The following is a 20188-nucleotide window of genomic DNA, read 5'->3' on the forward strand; positions in this document are numbered from 1 at the left end:
TTGTCCGTAATTGCGTTTGATCTGCACCAGAAGTTTTGGACACTGAGTTAAGTGAGTACAATCACTAACGAGGTGAACAATGACAACTAAAAAAACACGAATCAAACATGCTCCTGAATTTAAATCCGAAGCACTTAAGTTGGTGTCAGATGACAAAATAGTTTGATCGATTCCAATAAAGTCTGTCCAGATACAAGTTTGTTACTTTTTGGCTTTAAAACCGTAAATAGCTAGATCACAAAATAGCTAGACACGAGTTATCTAATTTCTGCCCCATTATTGGCCAGAGTAAATACTCATTCACATACTGTTAATGTGCTTTTGCCCTACTAAAAGTTATCCATTCTTCTAATGCAGTTCGTTGTGAATCCCCGTGTTGTATCACGGGGGTAAATTCGACAGTCCATACACGGTTCAGCTAACTAATCTTTTGATCTAGAACTTTTCTTTAATTGACAATCTAATTTATATCAAACAAGTCACACTTGCTAAAACATAGTCTTGCGCGTAACCGCTTGTTACTGCTAATGTTCGCAAATCTATGAGTACTCATTATATGTTGTACTTTAATAATATTAGACTGAATTTATTTTGAGGCGTTTAATGAGTAACGAGCCCCCAGAAGAAACTACTTATAAAAACAAAACTCTTCACTACCGAAAAGCACAATTTGCCGACTATGATGAAGCTTATACTTTAGAAGAATTGTTGATTAAAGCTAGTCGCAACTTTGAAAAAGTAGGTCAAAGGTTCATGACTGTCGACACTGATGATACAGATGCAAGCGAAGATGAACCGTCAAAATCAAAGCTCTTTCTTAACCATTCAACTATTCGTTGGGGAATATTCTTTTCAGACTTATTGAAGTATTCAGACGACACTAACATGAACGTTGTTACTCTTGATGATGACGCTAAGTTCCTAGATGTCGAACAAATTGCCCCAGCCTCTACTAAAGATGGTAAGAAAAGAGAATTTCTAGAAAGTGTATTGTACGTTGGAGTTTTTAAAAACCACCTCGCAATTATTCAATCAGCCTCTCTCCGTACAAGAGACTTAGAAAAATACTTGGATTGGTATCTCAAATCTTCTGGCGTGATGAAAAAAGGATACGTTATCCTTTCTTCAGAAGTGCCAAAAGAGGTAAAAAACCAAATTGCTAACAACAATACAAAATCGGTTAAAGTTGGTGCACCATTAATCGAAAATTTAGATAATGAACCTGTCAAAAAATACCGTGAACTTGAGTCATTTGATACTAAAAGTGTAAAACTGAATCCTTCGGGACCAGGTCTAGACATGGTTAAAAGTATGCTTAGCGCATTTGGTAATACCGACTTACTTGACAAATTTAATCTATCCCAAGAGCTCCTTGCTCAAGATGCTTTGGATGGTAGTGATATCAAGGTCTCTTTGGAGCTAACCTACAAGAGAAAAGCTTCAAACAAGTCTCGAGAAATTTTGAATACCATTTCCACAGCATTTCGACATGCCCACCCAGATGATGTTGAAGTAGAAATAGATAATGTAGGTAAGCTAACTGGTGATAAACTCAACATCAGGAAAACGTTAAATATTAGATATTTCAACGGAATTTTAGACCCAGAAGATCTATACTTGAAAATGAGAGACTGGATGAAAGATCAAATTGAGTTAGATGAAATTGAGGCTGAGATGTAAAAATGTCAACAGGTTTAAAGACGTATACAACAACATTTGTGTTGTTTGGCTCCATAGCATATTGGTTGTTTGTTAACGACCAAGAGCTAATGATGTCATTCAAAACGTTGTTGAATGTCGTTTGTACTGCCGTCATTTCTCTTTTGTCTGTTCTTCTATTTTATGTTTATCAACAAATGAGAGTGGTTAAAGCTATACCTGGTTTAGGCTCAAAAGAGACTGCTCAAGTTGGTCAATTTTCCATTATGTATAATCGTAGGCTTTTTCTTACGTTTTCATTTTATGGTTTTATGTTGTTGTCTGGTGTAGTTCTGGGGAATCTCACCTTCAAGGATAACGTGACCTTGCTGTTTTTGATGTCTGGTTACTCCGGTCTATTGTTCGTGCAAATGGCCACATTACTGTCTATCTATAATCTATTGAAGTCTATAGAAATCTTTGATTCTTATATCCATCTAAGACAAGCTAAGCTTCGCGAAAAAGAAAGAGCAATGGACTTGTTAATGGCCAAAGAGAACTTTTCTTCAGATGATAAAACGTATTTTAACAGAAGCAGGCACGTTATAAACGAGCTGCCCAAGTCACAATAATGGCCGTATAAGTAGTACTCATACGGCTACAATTCTTCGTTTACCTTGGCCTTTTTTCGGTCTGTTTTACTCGCTCAATATCCCTAGCTAACCTTAACAATTGAGTTGAAACTTTGATTTCAAGTTCAGATTGTATTTCCAATAAGCCAATTCCCAAGAGAATTTGTTCTGCAGTTACCAGCTGTCCTGTTGGTAACTCCAGTTTGTCATAATGAATTTTAAACCGCTTCCAACCCTCACTTGTGCCTAGTTTCCAACCCGTGACAGTCCTCACAGTTTTAAAACACAGTTCAGCGACCTCTTCCTTCGTCATTTGGCACTCTAACTCTCGAAAAATGTAATTCTTACTCATTTCGCGATACTTCAATGATAAAACCACTAAATACAAGAGGTTGCACCTTATTGATAAGATATGCACTATTGAACATAAGCAGACAAAGTGCGCACCGTACGAAGGCGCACTAATTGACAAGTTTGCCTTATAAAAAGTTATTCATGAATTGCTAATGTATGGTTTTGCGAAAATGACTTCTGTCCAAAAGTTTGTTACACACATGTCGATTATGTTGTCGATTATGTAGCTAGAGGATTAATTGGAGCGTGGTAATTTTACTACGTTGAATTTTAGTCGTTGTTTAAATTTGCAGACTTTTGATGCAATGTTATGCGAACTTATTTTGCAAATAGTATTTTAACTCATTGATAGTTGGTTCTCGTTATGAAGACTTATGTTGCTAGCATCACCATTAAAAAAGCCGCTCTTAATGAGCGGCTTTTTGCTATCTAAATCATATAAAATCAATACCTTACCTCTATCAATAACGTGATTTCCGCTTGGTATTAAACCGTGGTACTAAAATGCGTTATCTTTCATTACGAAAAAACGGGAACTGGTATTTCCGCTATCAAATTCCCCAACAGTTCCGATACCTTTTTGCAAACAAGTCGGAGTTCAAACGATCATTAGGACAGGTCGATAAAAAACTGCATACTTATATTGTCTAAAATATCAACTGGCAGTTAAGTGCTCCGGACCTGAAGTTTTGGATACTGAGTTAAGTGAGTACAATCACTAACGAGGTGAACAATGACAACTAAGAAAACACGAATCAAACATACTCCTGAATTCAAAGCTGAAGCGCTTAAGTTAGCAGACAAAGTCGGTGTCTCTGCTGCCGCACGACAGCCATCGTTATATGAATCTCAAATCTATGGATGGCGTAAACCGTCAAAAAAGACGCGAAAATCAGCGATAGAGAAAGAGAACTCGCCACTGAGAATGCCAAACTTAAACGATTATTGACTGAGCAAGCTGAAGAGCTAGATATCGTAAAAAAGGCCGCCACCTAATTCGCGAAGAATCTAAAGTAGATTGCTATGAGTTTATGCTTGAACACCTGATGCAATATAGGATTGTCCGCATGGCTAAGGTGTTTAGGGTTTCTCGAAGTGGGTTTTATTATTGGATTAATCATCGACATAAAGTCACTCAACGTAACGAGCACCGTAAGCAGCTTGATAGCAAGGTTCGAGAAGCTTTTGATGCTAATAAGGAACGCGACGGTGCAGGCGTATTCAAAAAGAACTTGAAGAAAATGGAAATAAACATGATGTTAAAACTATTGCCGCGAGCATGAAGCGCCAGAGCTTAGTTGCGAAAGCCGCCCGTAAATTCAAATGTACGACAGACAGTAAGCATAGACTTCCTGTTGCCCCGAATTTGCCTGAGCAAGACTTTAATGCGATAGCACCGAACCAAAAATGAGCTGGAGATATTACCTATCTAGCGCCAAGCGATTTTGAATATATCGAAGTTGATTATAATCGAACAAGAAGGCGCAGTGCTCTTGGGTATCTAAGCTCAGTTAATTTTGAAAAACAAACTGTCGCTTAATGCGGTGCCCAGTCTAACTGGAGCAGATCATCCTAAATTTAATTACGCAACAAAGCCCCATAGATACTGAACACGCGCTTAAGCGAGTTACAATACTTAAGTTAATTCACACCTTGCTAAGTTAGAAAAAAACGCCACTAGGAATTGTCCAGCACCTTCACTGAGGGCACTTCGTAACTCAGAAGTGCCTCTTTGTTGGTTTCGCCAAAAAGGCAAAGTTCTAAGTTGGGTGTATTTAACCAAATGTGACTAATCTGATATCCCAAGCTCACAAATTACGAAAAGTGGGGGTAATTGTGTCGTTTTGGGCTCAAATGAATGTGGGGGGCTTTTGCCCTGTAAATCGCCTCAGAAGCGTTACAAAATTACAAGTCACTATGGAAGCATAGTGCCTTGTCTAAAGAGTCAAAAAAACTTTCCAAAAGCGTTTGAAACTGTTTTTTATTCTAAATACATGAATTAAGAGAATGGGAATAATGAGCGCCGATTTTGGAGAGGTTGGATATCTTTATGATGATATTCAGATTTCAGCGTAAAGAACGATATGTCCATCAAATCAAAGTCATAGTTCACGGGGTATCTACATTTTTGGAGGTACTTGATTAGCTGGCTTCTTACTTTGAAGTTCGTCCAATAGCAGTTGTGTATGCACATAGAGATAACTTACCGCCTCTTTTTTCTCTGGCTCTGTATTAATGCACTTGCACCAGTAAGTTATCTCTTGAAGGCGACGCTCTAGATTTTCTGTATTCATAATTATTTACCAATCTTTAAAGATACATTTTAGGATACACATTATTAACCTATATGCATAGCAAAGTTTTTTTTATATGATACGGGTCAAGTTTCTTGAGATAAAACCCTAGCTTATGACTAAAAGGCACAAAAATGAAGAATAACAGTGAGCAACTAGACATACTCAGAGACAACATAGAGTTTGGTCTAAATAAAAGTAAAGAAACTAAGGCGTCATTAAGTCGCAAAACCGGTGTTACGCGTTCCACTATCTATAAGATACTGGACGGAAAAGTTGAAAGGGTGCAGACCTCGACTGTTGAACGTATTGCCAACTTCTTTGGGACGACCTGTCATATTATTCAAAATGAGTCCCTTGAAGATCTTCTATCTGAAACACCCGTAATGTCGGTCTGTGGGAATAAAAACCCTATTGCAGTCCCGATTCTAAATGAAATGGAGTTCGTACAGAAATGTGAATGTTACATCGGCGACCTAGTCACTGATTATCCCCTTACCTATCATTTTTCTGAAGGAGGTAATATCGTAGCGATTCGAGTAGAGCAGGTTCTATCCAATTATTTTACTCAGGGGAATCTACTGATTATTGAACGCTCGAATTACAATGAAAAAGAGTTGAGTAAGCTTATCGTTCGCGATGGTGAATTACATTCTCTCTCCCCTAACATCCCTCTATTAGAAAATGATTTTCTTTTTGGATTAATACTCGAGGAACGTTTTTGTGTTTAATAAAAAATATAAATTAATTGGTTTTAATGATGCCTCTGAAATTATGGCTAGCGTGATGGTTCGGGGAACTGGAAAGGTTATGAATATGCCTGCTAAGGAGCTTATTTCCAGTGAAGTGGCTGATGATCTAAATCGAAATGAATTAATTGAAGTATGCAAAAAAGCATATTCAAAATCGAGCTTTGAAGGGGCATACGAGCTAGAGGACAGACATGAAAGTTATTGGATGAACTACTCTTTTCTCGTACTTTGCCTGTGTTCGCTTTTTACATTGTCAAACATTACCGGAATTAAACCTGTAGAAATATTCAACACAGGCTTGATCGTACCTGCCGCAATATTACTTTACCCAATTTCGTTTATATTTGTTGATATATTATACCCTTTCAACTTGAAGATGCAGGTATCAGTACCTGAAAATTATCTGTAATTCTGGATACAAGTGAGCCTGCAACTTCTGGTAACGTCACATCGAAAAACTTTTTGATAGCAGAGGTGAATGCTGTTTTGGAGGGAAAATAGACATTGTTCCTCACATGCTCATTCATTACTTTCCAAAGCCGCTCTATTGGATTTAAGTTTGGGCTGTATGGGGGTAAGTAATGAAGCTCTATATTGAGTACTTTTGCCGCATTCCTAAACATTTCTGACCGATGGTAGGCTGCACCATCAAGCACAATATGCACGGTTTGCTCTAGTGGATAATGCTCTTTCTTGAGTTTCCAAAAGAAGCGAACAATACTCTCGCTATCTATCGTTTCATAAGTATCTGTGATCGTTGCGCTGATGTTTTTCAATGACAGAGCACCGATTAGATTCACTCGAGTGCGGCTACCTGTCGTTTCAATTAGCTTATCCTGTCCCTTACGGATCCAGCCACAGCTAAGTTTTGTTGATTGAGTTGGATGAACGGCGTCCATGAAAAGTACAGGCGCATCCTTGGGCTTAAGTACCTCGTTGTAATACTCGATAAATGCTTGCTGCTCTTCAGGCTTTAGTTTATGTGGTACACCTTTGGGCTTTTTGTATGCAAAACCGTGGTGATGTAACCACTTATTAATCCCAGAAACGGTGTAGCTCACACCGAATTCAGCTTCGACGTAAGTAACGATTTGACGCGTATGAAAATAGGTTTTCTCAGTCAAATGCTCGATGAGCTGCATCGTCTGAGTATCAGAAAGTAGACTCTGGCTCCCGCCATTCTCAGGTTTAAGTTTTTCAGATAGAGCATAATCACTAAGATGACGAGCAACTGTAGATTCATGGATACGAAGGGCTTGAGAGATCATAGGCGGGCTCCAACTTTCGGAAGCTAGCAAGACCGCTTTTATACGGTCGCATACTCGACGATCACGCTCAGTATTGTGCATCTGTTCGAGTTGTTGTTTTTGCTCAGGAGTTAGTACCATTTTCATGGTGAGTAGCATGATCCTGATTTCATTGAAAATCAAGCATCTTCAATGATCACGGGTATAAATGAATACTTTGGACTAAAGCTCGCAAGAAAAGCCATTAGACAATCGACACTGGTCAATGCAGGGATACTCGCCCTTCTCTATTTATCCACCACCATCCCTAGCATAGGCCCGTGGCAAGCCATGGATGAGCAGTATACTTCACTTGTTACGAATATGACCTCAGTGTTCTTAGCTTCTTTAAGTGCTTACTTTATTTCTGAGAACATTAATGCTTACGTCCTGAACAAAATAAAGATCGCCACACAATCTCGCTGGCTTGCCATTCGAGTCATAGCAAGTACTAGTATCGCATCTGTTGTGGATAGCGCACTATTTATTAGTATTGCATTCTTTAATGTACTACCAAATGACGTGCTTTTGGTTATGTTTTTTAGCCAAGTTACTATCAAGATCTTATATGCGCTGTTCAGCGTCGCACCAATTTACTTCTCAAGAAAATTATTTTCCCGCTTAATCAACGTCAAGGAACTAAATAATAATGACAACCTACGATAAGAACCTAGGTAAAAGAAGTGAGTATATCTCTCAGTATCAACCTGAGTTGCTCGACCCTATCCCAAGAAAAAAAGGCAGAGATGAGATTAAAGATTTAAAGGTCGCCAATCATGCGGGTTATGACCTATGGACTGCTTTTGAAGTGTCATGGTTGAACAATAAAGGAAAGCCAATCGTCGCAATAGCGGAGTTTATGGTTCCTCATACGTCTGACAACTTGATTGAATCTAAGTCATTCAAATTGTATTTAAATAGCTTCAATCAAACACGTTTTGAGTCTAAAGAGATTGTTATTGAGAAAATGCAGTCTGATTTAGCTAATGCTGCCGGTGCTGAAGTGACGGTATCATTTACGGATGTAGATGAACCACAACAGACCTCGATAAATAAGCAATTTAATTGTATTGACAATTTAGACATCACGGTAGACTCGTTTGAGTATGATGCGGATTCTCTCTCCGGAAGTACAGTAGATGAATATGTCTCTGAATCTTTATGCTCTCACCTCTTGAAATCGAACTGTTTGGTGACGAATCAGCCAGATTGGGGAAGCGTATACATTCGTTATAAGGGAGCAAAAATCAACCATGAGAGTCTTCTGAGGTATCTAGTCTCATTTCGTGAACATAATGAATTTCACGAGCAATGTGTCGAGCGTATTTATTCTGATATCAAACGATGCTGTGCTCCTGAAAATCTGACAGTTTTTGCTAGATATACGCGACGAGGCGGTCTCGATATAAACCCTTACCGTAGCGACTTTGAAAGCGAAATTTGCTCTGCTAGAAATCCTAGGCAATAGCATTAAATTTAACATAAAATTCGCTGTGTGTAGATTTAACGTAATTGCACTTAGTGCGAACCTCAATTAAGCCTGTTAGCTAGTGCGATTTTACGCACTCATCGCACTAGCTCTTCAAAACTCACTTTGCAATATCTGTAGTTATCTATGACTTGCTAAATTAGCAAAGACACTAAGTCACAATTGTCCAAAAGCTTCTCAGGTTGAATTTTTACCCGTGGCACTTTCTAGCTCGAATGTGCCCGTGCGACCTGAAGTCGTATGAAGCGTTGTTCACCACGACAAGAGTGAACCATCTGTATCACCAGATGACCCTAGGTTCCTGAATAAAGCAGCGGAACCGACAATGTAACGAAACTCAGTCGTTAGCTGAGTGGGAACGGAATCGTGAGAAGATGTTCCTCCTGAGAACCACAGCTCTTTTGCATATTTCGGAGCTATCCGACCGCCTATTTCGGTTTTAATCGACCACCAAATCCGTTTTTAACCGACCACTCATTTCGGTTTTAATCATCCACTTTTCGGTGTGTTTCCGAAATCGATGGTCGATTTACCGAAATAAACCTCTTTTCTCTTTTAAATCAATAGGTTTAACCTGAGTCTTTCATGTTGAGAGCACTAAGGATAAATCATGCCGAAAAAGAGAATGCCAATGAATAAAATTAAGGAAATATTACGCCTCCGATACGAGTGCAATCTTTCTAATCGACAGATCGCCGCTTGCCTCAATATTGCTCATTCCACTGTATCCCAGCATCTATCCCGATTTAAATCCAGTGGCCTCACGTGGCCACTGGAAGAGACTCATCATGAAAATCAAGTCACCCAAGCTTTGTTTGATGGTCGCTCATCTTCTCAGCATAAAGTGATGCCTGATTTCACTCTCTGCTACTTAGAATTGAAGCGTAAAGGGATGACTAAAGCTTTGCTTTGGGAAGAGTATTGTCATCAGCATCAAGACAAAGCCTATGGCTATACACAGTTCTGCGAACTGTATAGACGTTGGCTAAAGACACAAAAACGCAGTATGCGCCAACTTCACCATGCTGGTGACAAGCTCTTCATTGACTACTGTGGCCCAACGATCCCTGTTGTGAATCCAGATACAGGAGAATGCAGACATGCTCAGGTATTTGTCGCCACTTTAGGGGCGTCAAATTACACCTATGTCGAGGCGAGTGAGAGCCAAGGGCTTGAACACTTCCTCATGGCTCATGTGAATACCTTTAATCACTTTGGTGGTGCTCCGAATCTACTTGTACCTGATAATCTGAAATCTGCTATAACGAAAGCAGACCGTCATAGCCCTATCCTCAATGAGAGCTACCGAAAACTGGCACAACATTACGGCGTTGCTGTGATGCCAGCCAGGCCCTACAAGCCTAAAGATAAAGCCAAAGCTGAGAACGCAGTTCTCATCGTAGAGCGCTGGATAATGATGCGCCTTCGCCACCAAGTGTTCTATACAATGGCTGAGCTGAACCTGGCTATCCGAAAGCTGATGCATGACTTAAACCAACGAGAGATGAAGCAGCTTGGTGTCAATCGACATGACTTGTTCAACAAAGTTGACCGTCCAGCGTTAAAACCACTGCCATCGCAACCATATGTGTATATCGAAACTAAACGAGCAACCGTCTCCCCTGATTATCACATTCAATATAAAAAGCACTTCTACTCTGTGCCGCACCAACTTGTTGGGCAACAAGTTGAGCTTGAAGCAACGCATCAAATAATACGTATCTACCACAAAGGGAGCATTGTTGCTCACCACTGCACAAGCCAAAAAGAATATGGTCTCTCTACCGTTTACGAGCATATGCCAAGCAACCATCAATACCAATCATGGACACCCGAGCGTTTTATCCGTTGGGGAAAATCTATTGGGCCAGCCACAGGTGAACTGACTCAGATGTTGCTCAAACGCCCAGAGCATGAAGCATTGGCCTTTAGAAGTTGCTTTGGGTTACTAAGTCTTGCCAAAAAGCACTCAGACGCACGGTTAGAACAAGCTTGCCGAGATGCCTTAGTGACAGAGAAGCCATACCTTGGCTTCGTCAAAAACTTATTGAAGAACCATCGTGAAGGCACTCTCTCTCAGCCTTCCACTGATACACCAAACCTTAAACACACTAATGTTCGTGGTTCCAACTACTACCACTAGGAGAAACAATATGGACGCAATAATCCAACAGTTAAAATCACTACGCCTAAGTCATGCTTCTGATGCACTGGAACAGCAAAGAATACACCCCGCGACCTATGCTGAACTTGGCTTTGAAGAAAGGTTAGGACTCATCCTTGATCATGAGATAGTGAACCGAGATCAAACCAAAATCCAACGACTTAAACGGCAAGCCAAGCTGCGCCTAAGCGCTAGCGGTAATCAACTGGACTACCGCCCAGAACGAGGCTTAAAAAGAGCAATGATGGGAGAGTTATTATCAGGCACTTATTTACAAAAGCGACAGAATGTCCTGATTACAGGTGCAACAGGTGCAGGTAAAACCTATGTTGCTTGTGCGCTCGCCGAGCAGGCGTGTGAGCAACACTGCCCAAGTCGTTATTATCGCCTAAATCGTTTACTTGATGACCTGAGTAGTAGCCGCCTTGATGGCAGCTATCAAAAGCTACTACTGAGCTTGTCTAAGAAAAAACTGTTGGTTATCGATGACTGGGGAATGGAAAAACTCAGCCAAGAGCATGCAAGTAATCTTCTCGAAGTGCTAGAAGATAGATACCAAGAGTGCAGTACGATCATTATCAGCCAACTACCTGTAAAAGAATGGCACGAGATGATCGACAACTCGACGATCGCTGATGCGATCTTAGATAGGTTGGTTCATCAAAGTCATAGAATCGAGTTACGAGGGGAATCAATGAGAAAACTGGCTTAAATCGACCACTTGGAGTAAAACTAAGGAAGAGAAAAGAGAGGCTTAAAAAGGTGGTCGATTAAAAACGAAACTAGGGGTCACATCAGCCGAAATACGCAGTGAGTGCTAGGGAGTCAATATGATGAATGTAATGTGAATCCATGTAAGGTGCGTCATACGATGAAGCAGCGGAAGTGGTTAATACGCTGTAGCCAAAACGGCAACGAGAGTCGGAAAGGAGTTGGGCATTGGCCTTTCGTGATCAAAGTACTCTCCGCACTAGAGTGGGCATCTAAGTTGACATTTTACGTAACATACGGAACAGGGTAAGCCTGTATCGTTCCCTATGGGAAAGCCCTTGTGGCTTATAGCGATGCGGGTAAAGGAGGTCGGAGAAAGCGAAGGCTGCATTGTAACGATGCAGATACAGACCCGTGTCTGGTCACGAAAGTGAGCCCACTTCCGACTGGTCTTTCGTTGCGAGAAAGTTTGAAGAACTTTATTTAAGGAGAAACGCAAATGATGATTTCTAAAGAGATTAGTGCCTCTCCTGACAGTGCTCAATGGCAGTCTATCGACTGGAAACCTATTGAATCGCATGTATTAAAGCTTCAGATGCGTATCGCAAAGGCAACTAGAGAAGGTAAACACGGTAAAGCGAAAGCCTTGCAGTGGATACTAACTCATTCTCGCTCAGCCAAGCTTCTTGCGGTAAGGCGAGTATCTCAAAATAAAGGTAGTAAAACGCCTGGAATAGATGGTGTCATCTGGAACACAGATGCACGCCGCATAAAAGCAGTTAATCAATTGAGTCGAAAGGCGTACAAAGCCCAACCGCTCAAGCGTATCTACATCCCTAAAAAGAACGGCAAGCTCAGACCATTAGGCATTCCATGCATGATAGACAGAGCGCAACAAGCCCTCCATCTTCTTGCATTAGAGCCTATATCGGAAACGCTTGCTGACCCTAACAGTTATGGATTTAGGCCAAATCGCAGTACTGCCGATGCAGTTGGGCAGTGTTTCAAATGTTTGGCATTAAAGAAATCAGCTAAATGGGTACTTGAAGGGGATATTAAAGCTTGTTTCGACAAGATCGGCCATCAATGGCTTCTTGATAACATCGCTATTGATAAGAGAATGTTGGAACAATGGCTAAAATCTGGCTTTATGGACAAAGGTCTGTTTTATCGCACCGATGAGGGAACACCACAAGGTGGGATAATATCACCAACCTTGATGCTAATGACTCTTGCTGGACTTGAGCAGCATATTAAGTCTACGGCCCTCAAAAAGGGTAGTAGAGCCAATTTCATCGGATACGCCGACGATTTCGTCGTCACCTGCGCTTCAAAGGAAGTGTTGGAGAACGATATTAAACCGTTGATCGCTGACTTTTTAGCGGAAAGAGGATTAACATTATCCGAAGAGAAAACGCACATTACACACATCGATAACGGCTTTAACTTTCTAGGATTCAACCATAGGAAGTACAAAGGGAAATTGATCATTAAACCGAGTAAATCTAACACATTGCTGTTCTTGAGTAATCTGCGCGAACTCATCAAAAAGCATGCAACAACCTCTGTAAACGATCTTATCAAACTGATAAATCCGAAAGTAAGGGGTTGGGCTAATTATTATCGCCATTGCGTGGCTAAACAGGTATTCGGATATGTTGGTCATAAGCTATTTCTTGCATTATGGCACTGGGCAGTGAGGCGTCATCCGACAAAATCCAAAACTTGGGTGGCCCTTAAATACTTCGTCAACCGAAAAGGCCAATGGCATTTTCATGGTTGGCAGAAGGTCATGGATATGGATTGCCAGTTCAATCTCTTCCAAATAGCCAAAGTACCGATCGAGAGGCATGTAAAAATCCGAAGTGCAGCGACACCATATGACCCTCAACACCAAGAATACTTGGCTAAGAGAAAGTCAAAAAGGCAAGCTCGCAACTCTTGGAAGGAGCCTATTCTCACTGCTTTATAAGTTGCTGGGTATCAAACGATGCCTTCGTGAAGGCTTGAGCCTAGTGCAGTGAAAGTTGCACGCTGGGTTCTTAGGGGGACGGCACTTGGTAACAAGTGTCGTCTACCCGACCATTCGAAGTTACGCCTGATTAGTGCACTAATTCAGAAAGCTGCTTTTGGGATTATTTTTATTCATTTTTGAACGAAATAAGAAACAAGTAAAAATTAGCCCTTCTTAACTCTCAATAACCTAAGTTCGAGTCAGTTAAAACGTGACAAAGTAGAGTGAGTAACTCACTCTACTTTAAAGGGATACCCAATACCTAAAAACGATTAGCTAGATAGTAAAGGTAAAGTGAGTTGAGCAATTATCAATGGACTTCGATAATATCACTATTTAGTGATTCCTTCCGAAGACCGACATTCGAAAGTTGCATAGGTACAAAGCCTGATAGCCCTTCTACTCGTTTCAGCCAATCTTCCAAAACAGGGTATTCAGCTAAACTTATCCCACCTTCTGGCGCTAACTTGATATAACTGTAGAGGGCTAAGTCCGCAATAGTAGGCTTTGTTCCGACCAACCATTGACGGCCGTTTTGGTAAGTCTGGAGTTGTTTGAGAAGCTTATGTGCTTCATGAGTGAGCGGTGCACTGTCTATGCTGCGATTGAATAAGTTCGCTGCGCGAAGTTTGGCTATTGAGTTAGCTAGTCGATGAGCCGCTAGGGAAAGAAACTGCTCGATATGCGCACGCACCAGAGGCGACTTTGGAAGCCATATCTGTTCTCTATCATAAACGGTAGCAAGATAAACCAAGATCGCGTTTGAATCAGAAATGACGATTTCACCATCGACTAAAACTGGTACTTGTCCAAAGGGGTTAAGTGCCAAAAACTCTGGCCTTTGATGTTCCCCAGTCGGTAAATCGACGGTAATGAGTTCAAAGTCCAATTCGAGGATATTTAATAGCATGTGCGCGCGGTGTGCGTGCCCTGACATGGGGTGCCAGTATAGTTTTATCATTGTTTTCTCCTAGCTCGTTGTCTGTTCTACATTTAAGAACAAGTTGCGAAGAAGAAAAACCCCGCTAACATGGAATGATAATTTCCAGAATGTTGATAATTTATGGACACTATCGATGGAATGAGAACAGTTGTGGCTGTGATAGAAACAGGCTCATTTACCGCTGCTTCTGAACGTTTAGGTATTTCTAAATCCCTGACCTCCAAATACGTAAACCGTGTAGAAGAGCAGCTCGGAGTCAAACTGTTTCATCGCACCACTCGCAAGCTTTCAGTTAATCAGGCAGGCCAAGAGTACTACCTGCAAGCACAACAGGTTCTGGCTAAGTTTGACCAGCTATACCATCAACTCCACTCAAATAATAAAGAAGCTTATGGCTCTATTCGTGTAACGGCTTCGCAGGGTTTTGCTGAGGAATTATTAAGTCCAATTCTTCCAGAGTTCCACGCGCGATATCCAGATATTCAGATTGATATCATCGTTACTAATCAAAAACTGGATTTAGTCGAACAAGGCATAGACATCGCTTTTCGTGCCAGTCAACTCGAAGACTCCAACTTAAAATATCGTAAAGTAATGTCCCTTCAAAGTTCAGTTTATGCCGCGCCTGAGTTAGCAAAACAGTGCTGCGATGATATGGAATTAAAACAATTACCTTGCCTTATCGACAGCAACCTTCACTCAACAGGTCGTTGGCCTGTGGATAGCGCTATGAAGCAAAGTAATGCTTGTCATAATCTCGCAGTACACGCCGTTTTCAAAAGCAATAATCCACGGCTTATTCGCCAGTTGACGCTCTCAGCGGTTGGAGCAAGCTATCAACCCGATATTATCGCTGCAACTTATGTGGAAAAGGGACTCCTGCAAAAACTTGATATCGGTTTTAAACCACTTAAATATCCGCTGAACGCTCTATACCGTGGAGGTGCTTATCAACCTGAACGAGTGAAAGTATTTTTAGATTTTGTTATTGATAAACTTGGTGCGATTGAGAGCAACTGATACGTCGTATTACCAAGGGAGTTTGATTACCAAGGGGGCCTGACTCGAATCTGCCCCGAAATTGATTTCGCTAAAAAGTCCACAATCACAGTCGATCAGTTTTTGACCTAATAGAACTATTCATTGCCATATCAAGAGTTTTTATTTAACGCCAGGTTTACTTGCTTCGTAAGCATAGTCGAGCAAATCGCTCTTTCCCTTGACCTCCTTCGTTCTTGTTCCCTCACTAAAGTCAAATGAGTCCTAAAAACACAATATTGCAACCTTAAGACCTATTTATCACCACCATCGTCTCTACACTCAAGTTTCTATAATGGAAAACGCAGTAAATAGGGAGAGGGAAGTATGAATTGGAATGTGGCACCAATGATGGCTTTGGTCATGTTGCTGCAAGGATGTGGCGCACAAAATAGCTCGCAAGCCATTGAACAGAGATACACAAATCACGCCTCTAAATTTGCCACTGTTGAAAGTAAACGAGTGCATTACCGAGATGAAGGACAGGGTGAGGTGGTGATTTTATTGCATGGCACTTCGTCGTCACTTCACGCGTGGGAGCAATGGACGCAAATCCTCAAACAAGACTATCGCGTTGTACGTATGGACTTACCGGGTTTTGGCTTGACTGGGCATCTGCCTCAAAACCAGTACGAAATAGCTGACGATATTGCCTTTTTGAACGCCTTTATGAGAGAACTCGACATCGAACAGGCACATTTTGTCGGTAGCTCTTTAGGAGGACGCATAGTGTGGGAGTACGGTTTGCAACATCCAGAGCAGGTTAAAACCCTTACGTTGATAAATGCGTTAGGGTATCCGCAAAAATCGTGGCCGCCAGGCATTGAGATGGCCCAGTGGCCAGTCATCAACAAAATAATGGAACATGTCACTCCAAGGTTTATGTTCGAAGATGGGCTTAAAGAGGTTTATTTCGACCCGCAACTCGTGGATGCGGTGTTGATTGACCGATACTACGAACTGACCACCTACCAACAAAATCGACAGGGATTCACACGTCGCGTCAAAGCATCGCTAGATGAGGACTCGGATAAGATAACACAAATTGCTAAGCCGATTCTTATTCTGTGGGGGAAGGAAGACCGTTATTTTCCAGCTGAAAATGCGAGAAAGTTTGAGCGTGATATTCGGGGCTCTTATGCTGTGGTGTATGACGAAGTGGGACACTTACCGATGGAAGAGGTCCCAGAGCGATCAGCAGAGGCATTTAAACAGTTTATCTCGAAAGGTAAGCCTTAGGACTAACCTGATGCCAGCGCTTGAACGCTTTGTAGAAGCTGCTGGTATCTTTAAAACCAAGACGATAGCTCAACTCGGCAACGCTTGGAGGCGGGGTTTGAGTCAGCCAACGGACTGCTAGCTGATTTCTAGTATCATCAAGAATACTCTGGAAAGAGGTATGCTCTTTTTCCAGTTTGCGGTAGAGCGTTTGTCGGCTGAAGTGTAATTGTTGCGCAACTTTGTCTACGCTGAGCAGTTCTCCATTTTCTAGTCCGTTTACTACTATGGTCCTGACTTGCTGCTGGAGAGGTTGAGTTTTCGTTAGTGTCTCAAGATGACTTTGTGCGGTTTTTGCCATCATCATTTTCAGATACTCACTACTTGTCGCAATGGGAAGGTTGAGCCATTTCGATTCAAATATCAGCTGGTGATAAGCACTGTTAAATTCAATGATTTCTCCAAAGACTGATTGATATTTATCCACATAGTGCGGAGCTAAATACCCAAACTTAGCTTTGGTTAACGGGAAGGACTGGGCACTCAGCATTCTTGCCCACGCCACCATAGCACTCATGCTGCGTTCAATGGCGGCTCTGGGATAATCATGTAGTGATTCAATGGAGAGGGTTAAGCGGCACTGCTGTCCATCGTCATCCACTTGCCAACACTCCGAAGCATTCATCAGAAAAATATTACTTTGGAACGTGTTAAATGCATCTCTTAACGTCGCGCATTGGCTCACCCAACTTGCTAGTACACCTTTTAATTCAGGGGATATAGTTCGCCCAATGATGAGTCCAATTTCGGGCGATGGATGGTGCTGTTCGAGCAGTGACCATAAGGCAACCATTTGGCTTTCTGGAAGTCGATCCGATAGCGATAGCTTAGCGTTATTTTGAATAGCCTTCAGCATTATACCGTCAAGGTCATTAGATGCTTCTACGTGTTCACGCAAAGCGGCGGGCAACAGTGAATAAGCATTTACTAAATCAATGACAGAGGCGAATGAAACGGATTTTTCGATAGAGTTATCTGCCATGAGTGTTACCAAAATTTTAAGTCATAGCTAACTAATATCGCAAATTTACTCGTCTATCAATCTAGAGTACTTCTAAAAAATGGTCAGCTCACAAGATGTTAGCTGATTGAGGTTATCAACCATTCTCTCAAAAATCGGACTGTGTCCTTTATTTAATTCGGGTTAGGGGTGGCGTTTGCTTGGGGAGGCGTCAGCCACATACTCACCGATGCAATGACCGTATCGGGTGTGCTTTTCTCCCCTACAGTGACTGACGCTTTCATCTATTTGGTGGTCGCTTTAGAATGGGCGATCCTGTGGAATACGCCATCTCTGCTGGCGTGGTGATTGCTTGCATTGCGCTTTCTCATATCACGGGCGATCAAGGTTTTGCGCCGTTCTTTTACGATTGGGCTGGCATGTATGAATAAGGTGACTGCGTAGTGATGTAAGTGCGCACATTCGAACGATTGGGTACTCAGTGTACCTGTTTTTTCGGTAGTAAACATATCGATAATGCTCAGCTAAGCTTGGGTTGTCGTGAGTTCTAAACTGTGTACAATCGATTGAAAATAGGCTCAAACCATTCCATTTATCACCGTATCTTCCGACTGTGTCCAGTGCTTTGAAGTGATTGAGAATAATCACTTTAAAGGCTTAGCGGTGAGGCGTTTTCTTGCCTGAGGAATTGTACTAGGTGCAATCGTTTCACCCAATGAATTAGACAATTTGAGGTCGAGTTTATCGAGTACATCGGTAATCGGTCTATCTCGATATAGACCAATACCAACGACTAACCATACAACAAGTTCGGCAGGTAACTTTCTACGGCGCATGCTCGCTTTGTTCGTTTCAGATAAAGCTTGGTTTATCCAATCTAGCGGAAGGTCTTTTTGGAACAAAGAAAGAGATTCTGGATTAGCAAAATCGTCAACATCGATTAACCAGTGTGACAGCATAAAAAAATACCCTTAAACAAAAGTGCTTAAGGGTATTGTCAACCATCTGTAGGATCGTTCAACTGATCAGGAAAATACTTAAATGATCAGTGTTAGCTCTTTATGAGCGTTTTTTTGATATCTGAAGCTTTCTAAAGTGAACAACAGTTCGCAATTAGTTTAGTCCACACTGCATACCAAGCTATTCGTAAATACTGTATGAAAAATACTTATTTGCGATTTTTTGATGCTGACCATTGTCGATCAAGCGTTGTATACCGTCATCAATAAGATCTTTGAGTTCATTATCTTGTTTTCGTACCGCTACACCAATACCACGACCGAACCATTTTTCTTCTGTAAATTTAGGGCCTGTAAAGTGATAGTCTTTACCCTGATCAGTTTCAAGAAAACCCGCATTGAGCCCCATAGAACCACCAAACACGGTATCGAGACGGCCGTTGAGTAAATCGGTAAAGGCTTCGTCGAATGAGCCATAACGTTTAATGTCTACATCAGGGTAGATTTCAGAAAGGTACTTATCACCGATTGTTGCACGTTGAACCCCGATAGTTAGGTCATTCAAGCTGTCGTCATTCATATTGATCTCTCGATCTTTCTTCATCACGAAACGAGTTGGGACTTTGGCGTATGGGATGGTGAAGTTAACTTTCTTTTCACGCTCTTCGGTAATCGTCATTGCTGCAATTATTGCATCGTTCTTACGACTCAAGAGCGAAGGGATAATACCGTCCCAATCTGTTTTGGAGATGATGCACTTTACCCCTAATTCGATACAAAGCGCGTTGGCTAAATCGACCTCAAAACCTTCAAGCTGACCATCTTGCGTTGTCCAGCTAAATGGTGGGTAAGCTCCTTCAACAGTAAAACGAATTTGCTTCCAATCCTTTGCGTATGTGAACACAGAGAAAACACTGACGAATACAACAAGTATCCATTTCATTTGTTATTTCCTTATAGTAATAATGGATACTGATAATTAACCACTTGTTAACATTTTTCAATGCGAATACATATTGATGTGAGCAAAGGCATGCATAGTAATTAGTTAGCCCCAGTTCTATTGCCAGAAGTACGGTTAGCGTATTTAAGGATGTTAAATCAGTTATCCTCTTAATCTGCAGGTAGCACTACAGCAGACGCTTCTTCCTCCGAATCTTCTTTGCCTTCTACTTGCTCGGTGACCCAATCAATTGTCTTTGTTAGATAAAGCTTGTTAGTTTCGGTATCACACCAACTCTTTGATAACCCTCTTCGATTAAATTCACTGCCAATCGCTGCCAGTGTTTGGTTACTCGAACGTCCGTAATACAAGGTGTCACACAGTTGTAGGTTAGACATAGATTGTGGGTATGTATTAACCGACGAGGAGTTCATACTCAGTGCCTTCGACTGGTTGTGAGTACAGCCAGTGAGGCTTAAGAAAAAGATCAATGCTAAGGTTTTCTTCATCATAATTCTGAACGGTTGCCAATGGTTGGCGTGAATTATGAACATGATTTAGCCACTGATTTGTCAATTTTTCGCCAAGTACCTGCACAGCATGACTTTGCTCGCAATTAGAAAATAATATCGAGCGATTTAATTCAACGACCAAAAAGCGTATTAACGGCCAGATGCGCAATTTTGTACAAAAGCTGAAAGAGCCTATAGAGTAGACTGATAAGTCGCTCGA

19 protein-coding genes and 3 pseudogenes are annotated in these 20188 nt (G+C 41.4%); 14 read left to right on the top strand and 8 right to left on the bottom strand.

Annotated elements, in window-relative coordinates; translation table 11 throughout:
- Positions 1 to 603 precede the first annotated feature (603 nt).
- Both ACMAZD_RS05855 and ACMAZD_RS05860 read left to right on the top strand, forming a co-directional pair.
- The gene (locus ACMAZD_RS05855; protein ID WP_435248892.1) at positions 604 to 1680 is read left to right on the top strand and encodes a hypothetical protein; all 1077 of its coding nucleotides are present in this window, start codon (positions 604 to 606) and stop codon (positions 1678 to 1680) included.
- A gap of 2 nt (positions 1681 to 1682) precedes the next feature.
- Positions 1683 to 2270 carry a hypothetical protein gene (locus ACMAZD_RS05860; protein ID WP_435248893.1) on the top strand — a complete coding sequence of 196 codons (588 nt, stop codon included), beginning with the start codon at positions 1683 to 1685 and terminating at the stop codon, positions 2268 to 2270.
- 40 nt (positions 2271 to 2310) lie between these two features.
- Here ACMAZD_RS05860 and ACMAZD_RS05865 read toward each other — a convergent pair whose 3' ends face one another.
- Positions 2311 to 2637, bottom strand: a complete 327-nt coding sequence (locus tag ACMAZD_RS05865) for a regulator (protein WP_435249332.1) — start codon at positions 2635 to 2637, stop codon at positions 2311 to 2313.
- A gap of 720 nt (positions 2638 to 3357) precedes the next feature.
- Here ACMAZD_RS05865 and ACMAZD_RS05870 point away from each other — a divergent pair.
- Both ACMAZD_RS05870 and ACMAZD_RS05875 read left to right on the top strand, forming a co-directional pair.
- Positions 3358 to 4032 (top strand): annotated as a pseudogene (locus ACMAZD_RS05870) (IS3 family transposase); the annotation flags it as partial.
- A gap of 45 nt (positions 4033 to 4077) precedes the next feature.
- Positions 4078 to 4164, top strand: a complete 87-nt coding sequence (locus ACMAZD_RS05875) for a hypothetical protein (protein WP_435249333.1) — start codon at positions 4078 to 4080, stop codon at positions 4162 to 4164.
- Between the two features lie 580 nt (positions 4165 to 4744).
- On the opposite strand, the gene ACMAZD_RS05880 is transcribed toward ACMAZD_RS05875, so the two are convergent.
- Complete coding sequence (locus tag ACMAZD_RS05880) at positions 4745 to 4918, bottom strand: hypothetical protein (RefSeq protein WP_435248894.1); 174 nt, start codon at positions 4916 to 4918, stop codon at positions 4745 to 4747.
- Between the two features lie 134 nt (positions 4919 to 5052).
- Between ACMAZD_RS05880 and ACMAZD_RS05885 the strand changes: the two genes are divergently transcribed.
- Positions 5053 to 5649: a helix-turn-helix domain-containing protein gene (locus tag ACMAZD_RS05885; RefSeq protein WP_435248895.1), complete on the top strand. Its 597-nt coding sequence runs from the start codon at positions 5053 to 5055 to the stop codon at positions 5647 to 5649.
- Positions 5642 to 6079 carry a hypothetical protein gene (locus ACMAZD_RS05890; RefSeq protein ID WP_435248896.1) on the top strand — a complete coding sequence of 146 codons (438 nt, stop codon included), beginning with the start codon at positions 5642 to 5644 and terminating at the stop codon, positions 6077 to 6079. Before ACMAZD_RS05885 ends, ACMAZD_RS05890 begins: the two co-directional genes overlap by 8 nt.
- On the opposite strand, the gene ACMAZD_RS05895 is transcribed toward ACMAZD_RS05890, so the two are convergent.
- Positions 6036 to 7064: an IS630 family transposase gene (locus ACMAZD_RS05895; protein WP_435248897.1), complete on the bottom strand. Its 1029-nt coding sequence runs from the start codon at positions 7062 to 7064 to the stop codon at positions 6036 to 6038. The two genes, ACMAZD_RS05890 and ACMAZD_RS05895, sit on opposite strands and share 44 nt — an antisense overlap.
- Before the next feature lie 45 nt (positions 7065 to 7109).
- Between ACMAZD_RS05895 and ACMAZD_RS05900 the strand changes: the two genes are divergently transcribed.
- The 5 genes from ACMAZD_RS05900 to ltrA all read left to right on the top strand — a co-directional run bounded on the left by ACMAZD_RS05900 (position 7110) and on the right by ltrA (position 13292).
- Positions 7110 to 7622: a queuosine precursor transporter gene (locus ACMAZD_RS05900; protein ID WP_435248898.1), complete on the top strand. Its 513-nt coding sequence runs from the start codon at positions 7110 to 7112 to the stop codon at positions 7620 to 7622.
- On the top strand, positions 7606 to 8424 hold the full coding sequence (queF, locus tag ACMAZD_RS05905) for an NADPH-dependent 7-cyano-7-deazaguanine reductase QueF (protein WP_372142907.1): 819 nt from the start codon (positions 7606 to 7608) through the stop codon (positions 8422 to 8424). Before ACMAZD_RS05900 ends, queF begins: the two co-directional genes overlap by 17 nt.
- A gap of 631 nt (positions 8425 to 9055) precedes the next feature.
- A complete protein-coding gene (gene istA / locus ACMAZD_RS05910; RefSeq protein WP_435247818.1) occupies positions 9056 to 10588 on the top strand; it encodes an IS21 family transposase in 1533 nt (510 codons plus the stop codon).
- 10 nt (positions 10589 to 10598) lie between these two features.
- Positions 10599 to 11321, top strand: a complete 723-nt coding sequence (istB, locus tag ACMAZD_RS05915; protein ID WP_286291966.1) for an IS21-like element helper ATPase IstB — start codon at positions 10599 to 10601, stop codon at positions 11319 to 11321.
- 498 nt (positions 11322 to 11819) lie between these two features.
- Entirely contained in the window at positions 11820 to 13292 is a 1473-nt protein-coding gene (gene ltrA / locus ACMAZD_RS05920) for a group II intron reverse transcriptase/maturase (RefSeq protein WP_435248899.1), read from the top strand.
- A 352-nt stretch (positions 13293 to 13644) separates the two neighbouring features.
- Here ltrA and ACMAZD_RS05925 read toward each other — a convergent pair whose 3' ends face one another.
- Positions 13645 to 14295 (bottom strand): glutathione S-transferase family protein, encoded by a 651-nt coding sequence (locus ACMAZD_RS05925; protein WP_435248900.1) that lies wholly within the window; start codon positions 14293 to 14295, stop codon positions 13645 to 13647.
- 102 nt (positions 14296 to 14397) lie between these two features.
- Here ACMAZD_RS05925 and ACMAZD_RS05930 point away from each other — a divergent pair, with 102 nt between their 5' ends.
- Together ACMAZD_RS05930 and ACMAZD_RS05935 are read left to right on the top strand one after the other, a co-directional pair.
- Positions 14398 to 15297 (top strand): LysR family transcriptional regulator, encoded by a 900-nt coding sequence (locus tag ACMAZD_RS05930; RefSeq protein WP_435248901.1) that lies wholly within the window; start codon positions 14398 to 14400, stop codon positions 15295 to 15297.
- A gap of 345 nt (positions 15298 to 15642) precedes the next feature.
- Positions 15643 to 16554, top strand: coding sequence for an alpha/beta fold hydrolase (locus ACMAZD_RS05935; protein WP_435248902.1), 912 nt, complete (start codon positions 15643 to 15645; stop codon positions 16552 to 16554).
- On the opposite strand, the gene ACMAZD_RS05940 is transcribed toward ACMAZD_RS05935, so the two are convergent.
- Entirely contained in the window at positions 16532 to 17575 is a 1044-nt protein-coding gene (locus ACMAZD_RS05940) for an AraC family transcriptional regulator ligand-binding domain-containing protein (RefSeq protein WP_435248903.1), read from the bottom strand. The genes ACMAZD_RS05935 and ACMAZD_RS05940 overlap by 23 nt on opposite strands.
- Before the next feature lie 159 nt (positions 17576 to 17734).
- On the opposite strand from ACMAZD_RS05940, the pseudogene ACMAZD_RS05945 reads away from it, so the two are divergent.
- A pseudogene (locus tag ACMAZD_RS05945) lies at positions 17735 to 17985 on the top strand (metal-dependent hydrolase); the annotation flags it as partial.
- On the opposite strand, the pseudogene ACMAZD_RS05950 reads toward ACMAZD_RS05945, so the two are convergent.
- From ACMAZD_RS05950 to ACMAZD_RS05960, 3 genes and pseudogenes are all read right to left on the bottom strand, one after another.
- Positions 17978 to 18513 (bottom strand): annotated as a pseudogene (locus tag ACMAZD_RS05950) (transposase domain-containing protein); the annotation flags it as partial. The pseudogenes ACMAZD_RS05945 and ACMAZD_RS05950 sit on opposite strands and share 8 nt — an antisense overlap.
- 181 nt (positions 18514 to 18694) lie before the next feature.
- Positions 18695 to 19456 carry a transporter substrate-binding domain-containing protein gene (locus ACMAZD_RS05955; protein WP_435248904.1) on the bottom strand — a complete coding sequence of 254 codons (762 nt, stop codon included), beginning with the start codon at positions 19454 to 19456 and terminating at the stop codon, positions 18695 to 18697.
- A 170-nt stretch (positions 19457 to 19626) separates the two neighbouring features.
- Positions 19627 to 19965 (bottom strand): hypothetical protein, encoded by a 339-nt coding sequence (locus ACMAZD_RS05960; protein WP_435249334.1) that lies wholly within the window; start codon positions 19963 to 19965, stop codon positions 19627 to 19629.
- Positions 19966 to 20188: the final 223 nt, after the last annotated feature.

Origin of the sequence: Vibrio sp. nBUS_14 (genome assembly GCF_051201655.1) — a bacterium.
Classification (GTDB): Bacteria; Pseudomonadota; Gammaproteobacteria; order Enterobacterales; family Vibrionaceae; genus Vibrio.

Excerpts from the sequence above, each read along its gene's own strand:
- ACMAZD_RS05855 (WP_435248892.1), top strand. The coding sequence starts at position 604 with ATGAGTAACGAGCCCCCAGAAGAAACTACTTATAAAAACAAAACTCTT.
- ACMAZD_RS05860 (WP_435248893.1), top strand. The coding sequence starts at position 1,683 with ATGTCAACAGGTTTAAAGACGTATACAACAACATTTGTGTTGTTTGGC.
- ACMAZD_RS05880 (WP_435248894.1), bottom strand. The coding sequence starts at position 4,918 with ATGAATACAGAAAATCTAGAGCGTCGCCTTCAAGAGATAACTTACTGG.
- ACMAZD_RS05885 (WP_435248895.1), top strand. The coding sequence starts at position 5,053 with ATGAAGAATAACAGTGAGCAACTAGACATACTCAGAGACAACATAGAG.
- ACMAZD_RS05895 (WP_435248897.1), bottom strand. The coding sequence starts at position 7,064 with ATGAAAATGGTACTAACTCCTGAGCAAAAACAACAACTCGAACAGATG.
- ACMAZD_RS05900 (WP_435248898.1), top strand. The coding sequence starts at position 7,110 with ATGATCACGGGTATAAATGAATACTTTGGACTAAAGCTCGCAAGAAAA.
- queF (WP_372142907.1), top strand. The coding sequence starts at position 7,606 with ATGACAACCTACGATAAGAACCTAGGTAAAAGAAGTGAGTATATCTCT.
- istA (WP_435247818.1), top strand. The coding sequence starts at position 9,056 with ATGCCGAAAAAGAGAATGCCAATGAATAAAATTAAGGAAATATTACGC.
- istB (WP_286291966.1), top strand. The coding sequence starts at position 10,599 with ATGGACGCAATAATCCAACAGTTAAAATCACTACGCCTAAGTCATGCT.
- ltrA (WP_435248899.1), top strand. The coding sequence starts at position 11,820 with ATGATGATTTCTAAAGAGATTAGTGCCTCTCCTGACAGTGCTCAATGG.
- ACMAZD_RS05925 (WP_435248900.1), bottom strand. The coding sequence starts at position 14,295 with ATGATAAAACTATACTGGCACCCCATGTCAGGGCACGCACACCGCGCG.
- ACMAZD_RS05930 (WP_435248901.1), top strand. The coding sequence starts at position 14,398 with ATGGACACTATCGATGGAATGAGAACAGTTGTGGCTGTGATAGAAACA.
- ACMAZD_RS05935 (WP_435248902.1), top strand. The coding sequence starts at position 15,643 with ATGAATTGGAATGTGGCACCAATGATGGCTTTGGTCATGTTGCTGCAA.
- ACMAZD_RS05940 (WP_435248903.1), bottom strand. The coding sequence starts at position 17,575 with ATGGCAGATAACTCTATCGAAAAATCCGTTTCATTCGCCTCTGTCATT.
- ACMAZD_RS05955 (WP_435248904.1), bottom strand. The coding sequence starts at position 19,456 with ATGAAATGGATACTTGTTGTATTCGTCAGTGTTTTCTCTGTGTTCACA.
- ACMAZD_RS05960 (WP_435249334.1), bottom strand. The coding sequence starts at position 19,965 with ATGAAGAAAACCTTAGCATTGATCTTTTTCTTAAGCCTCACTGGCTGT.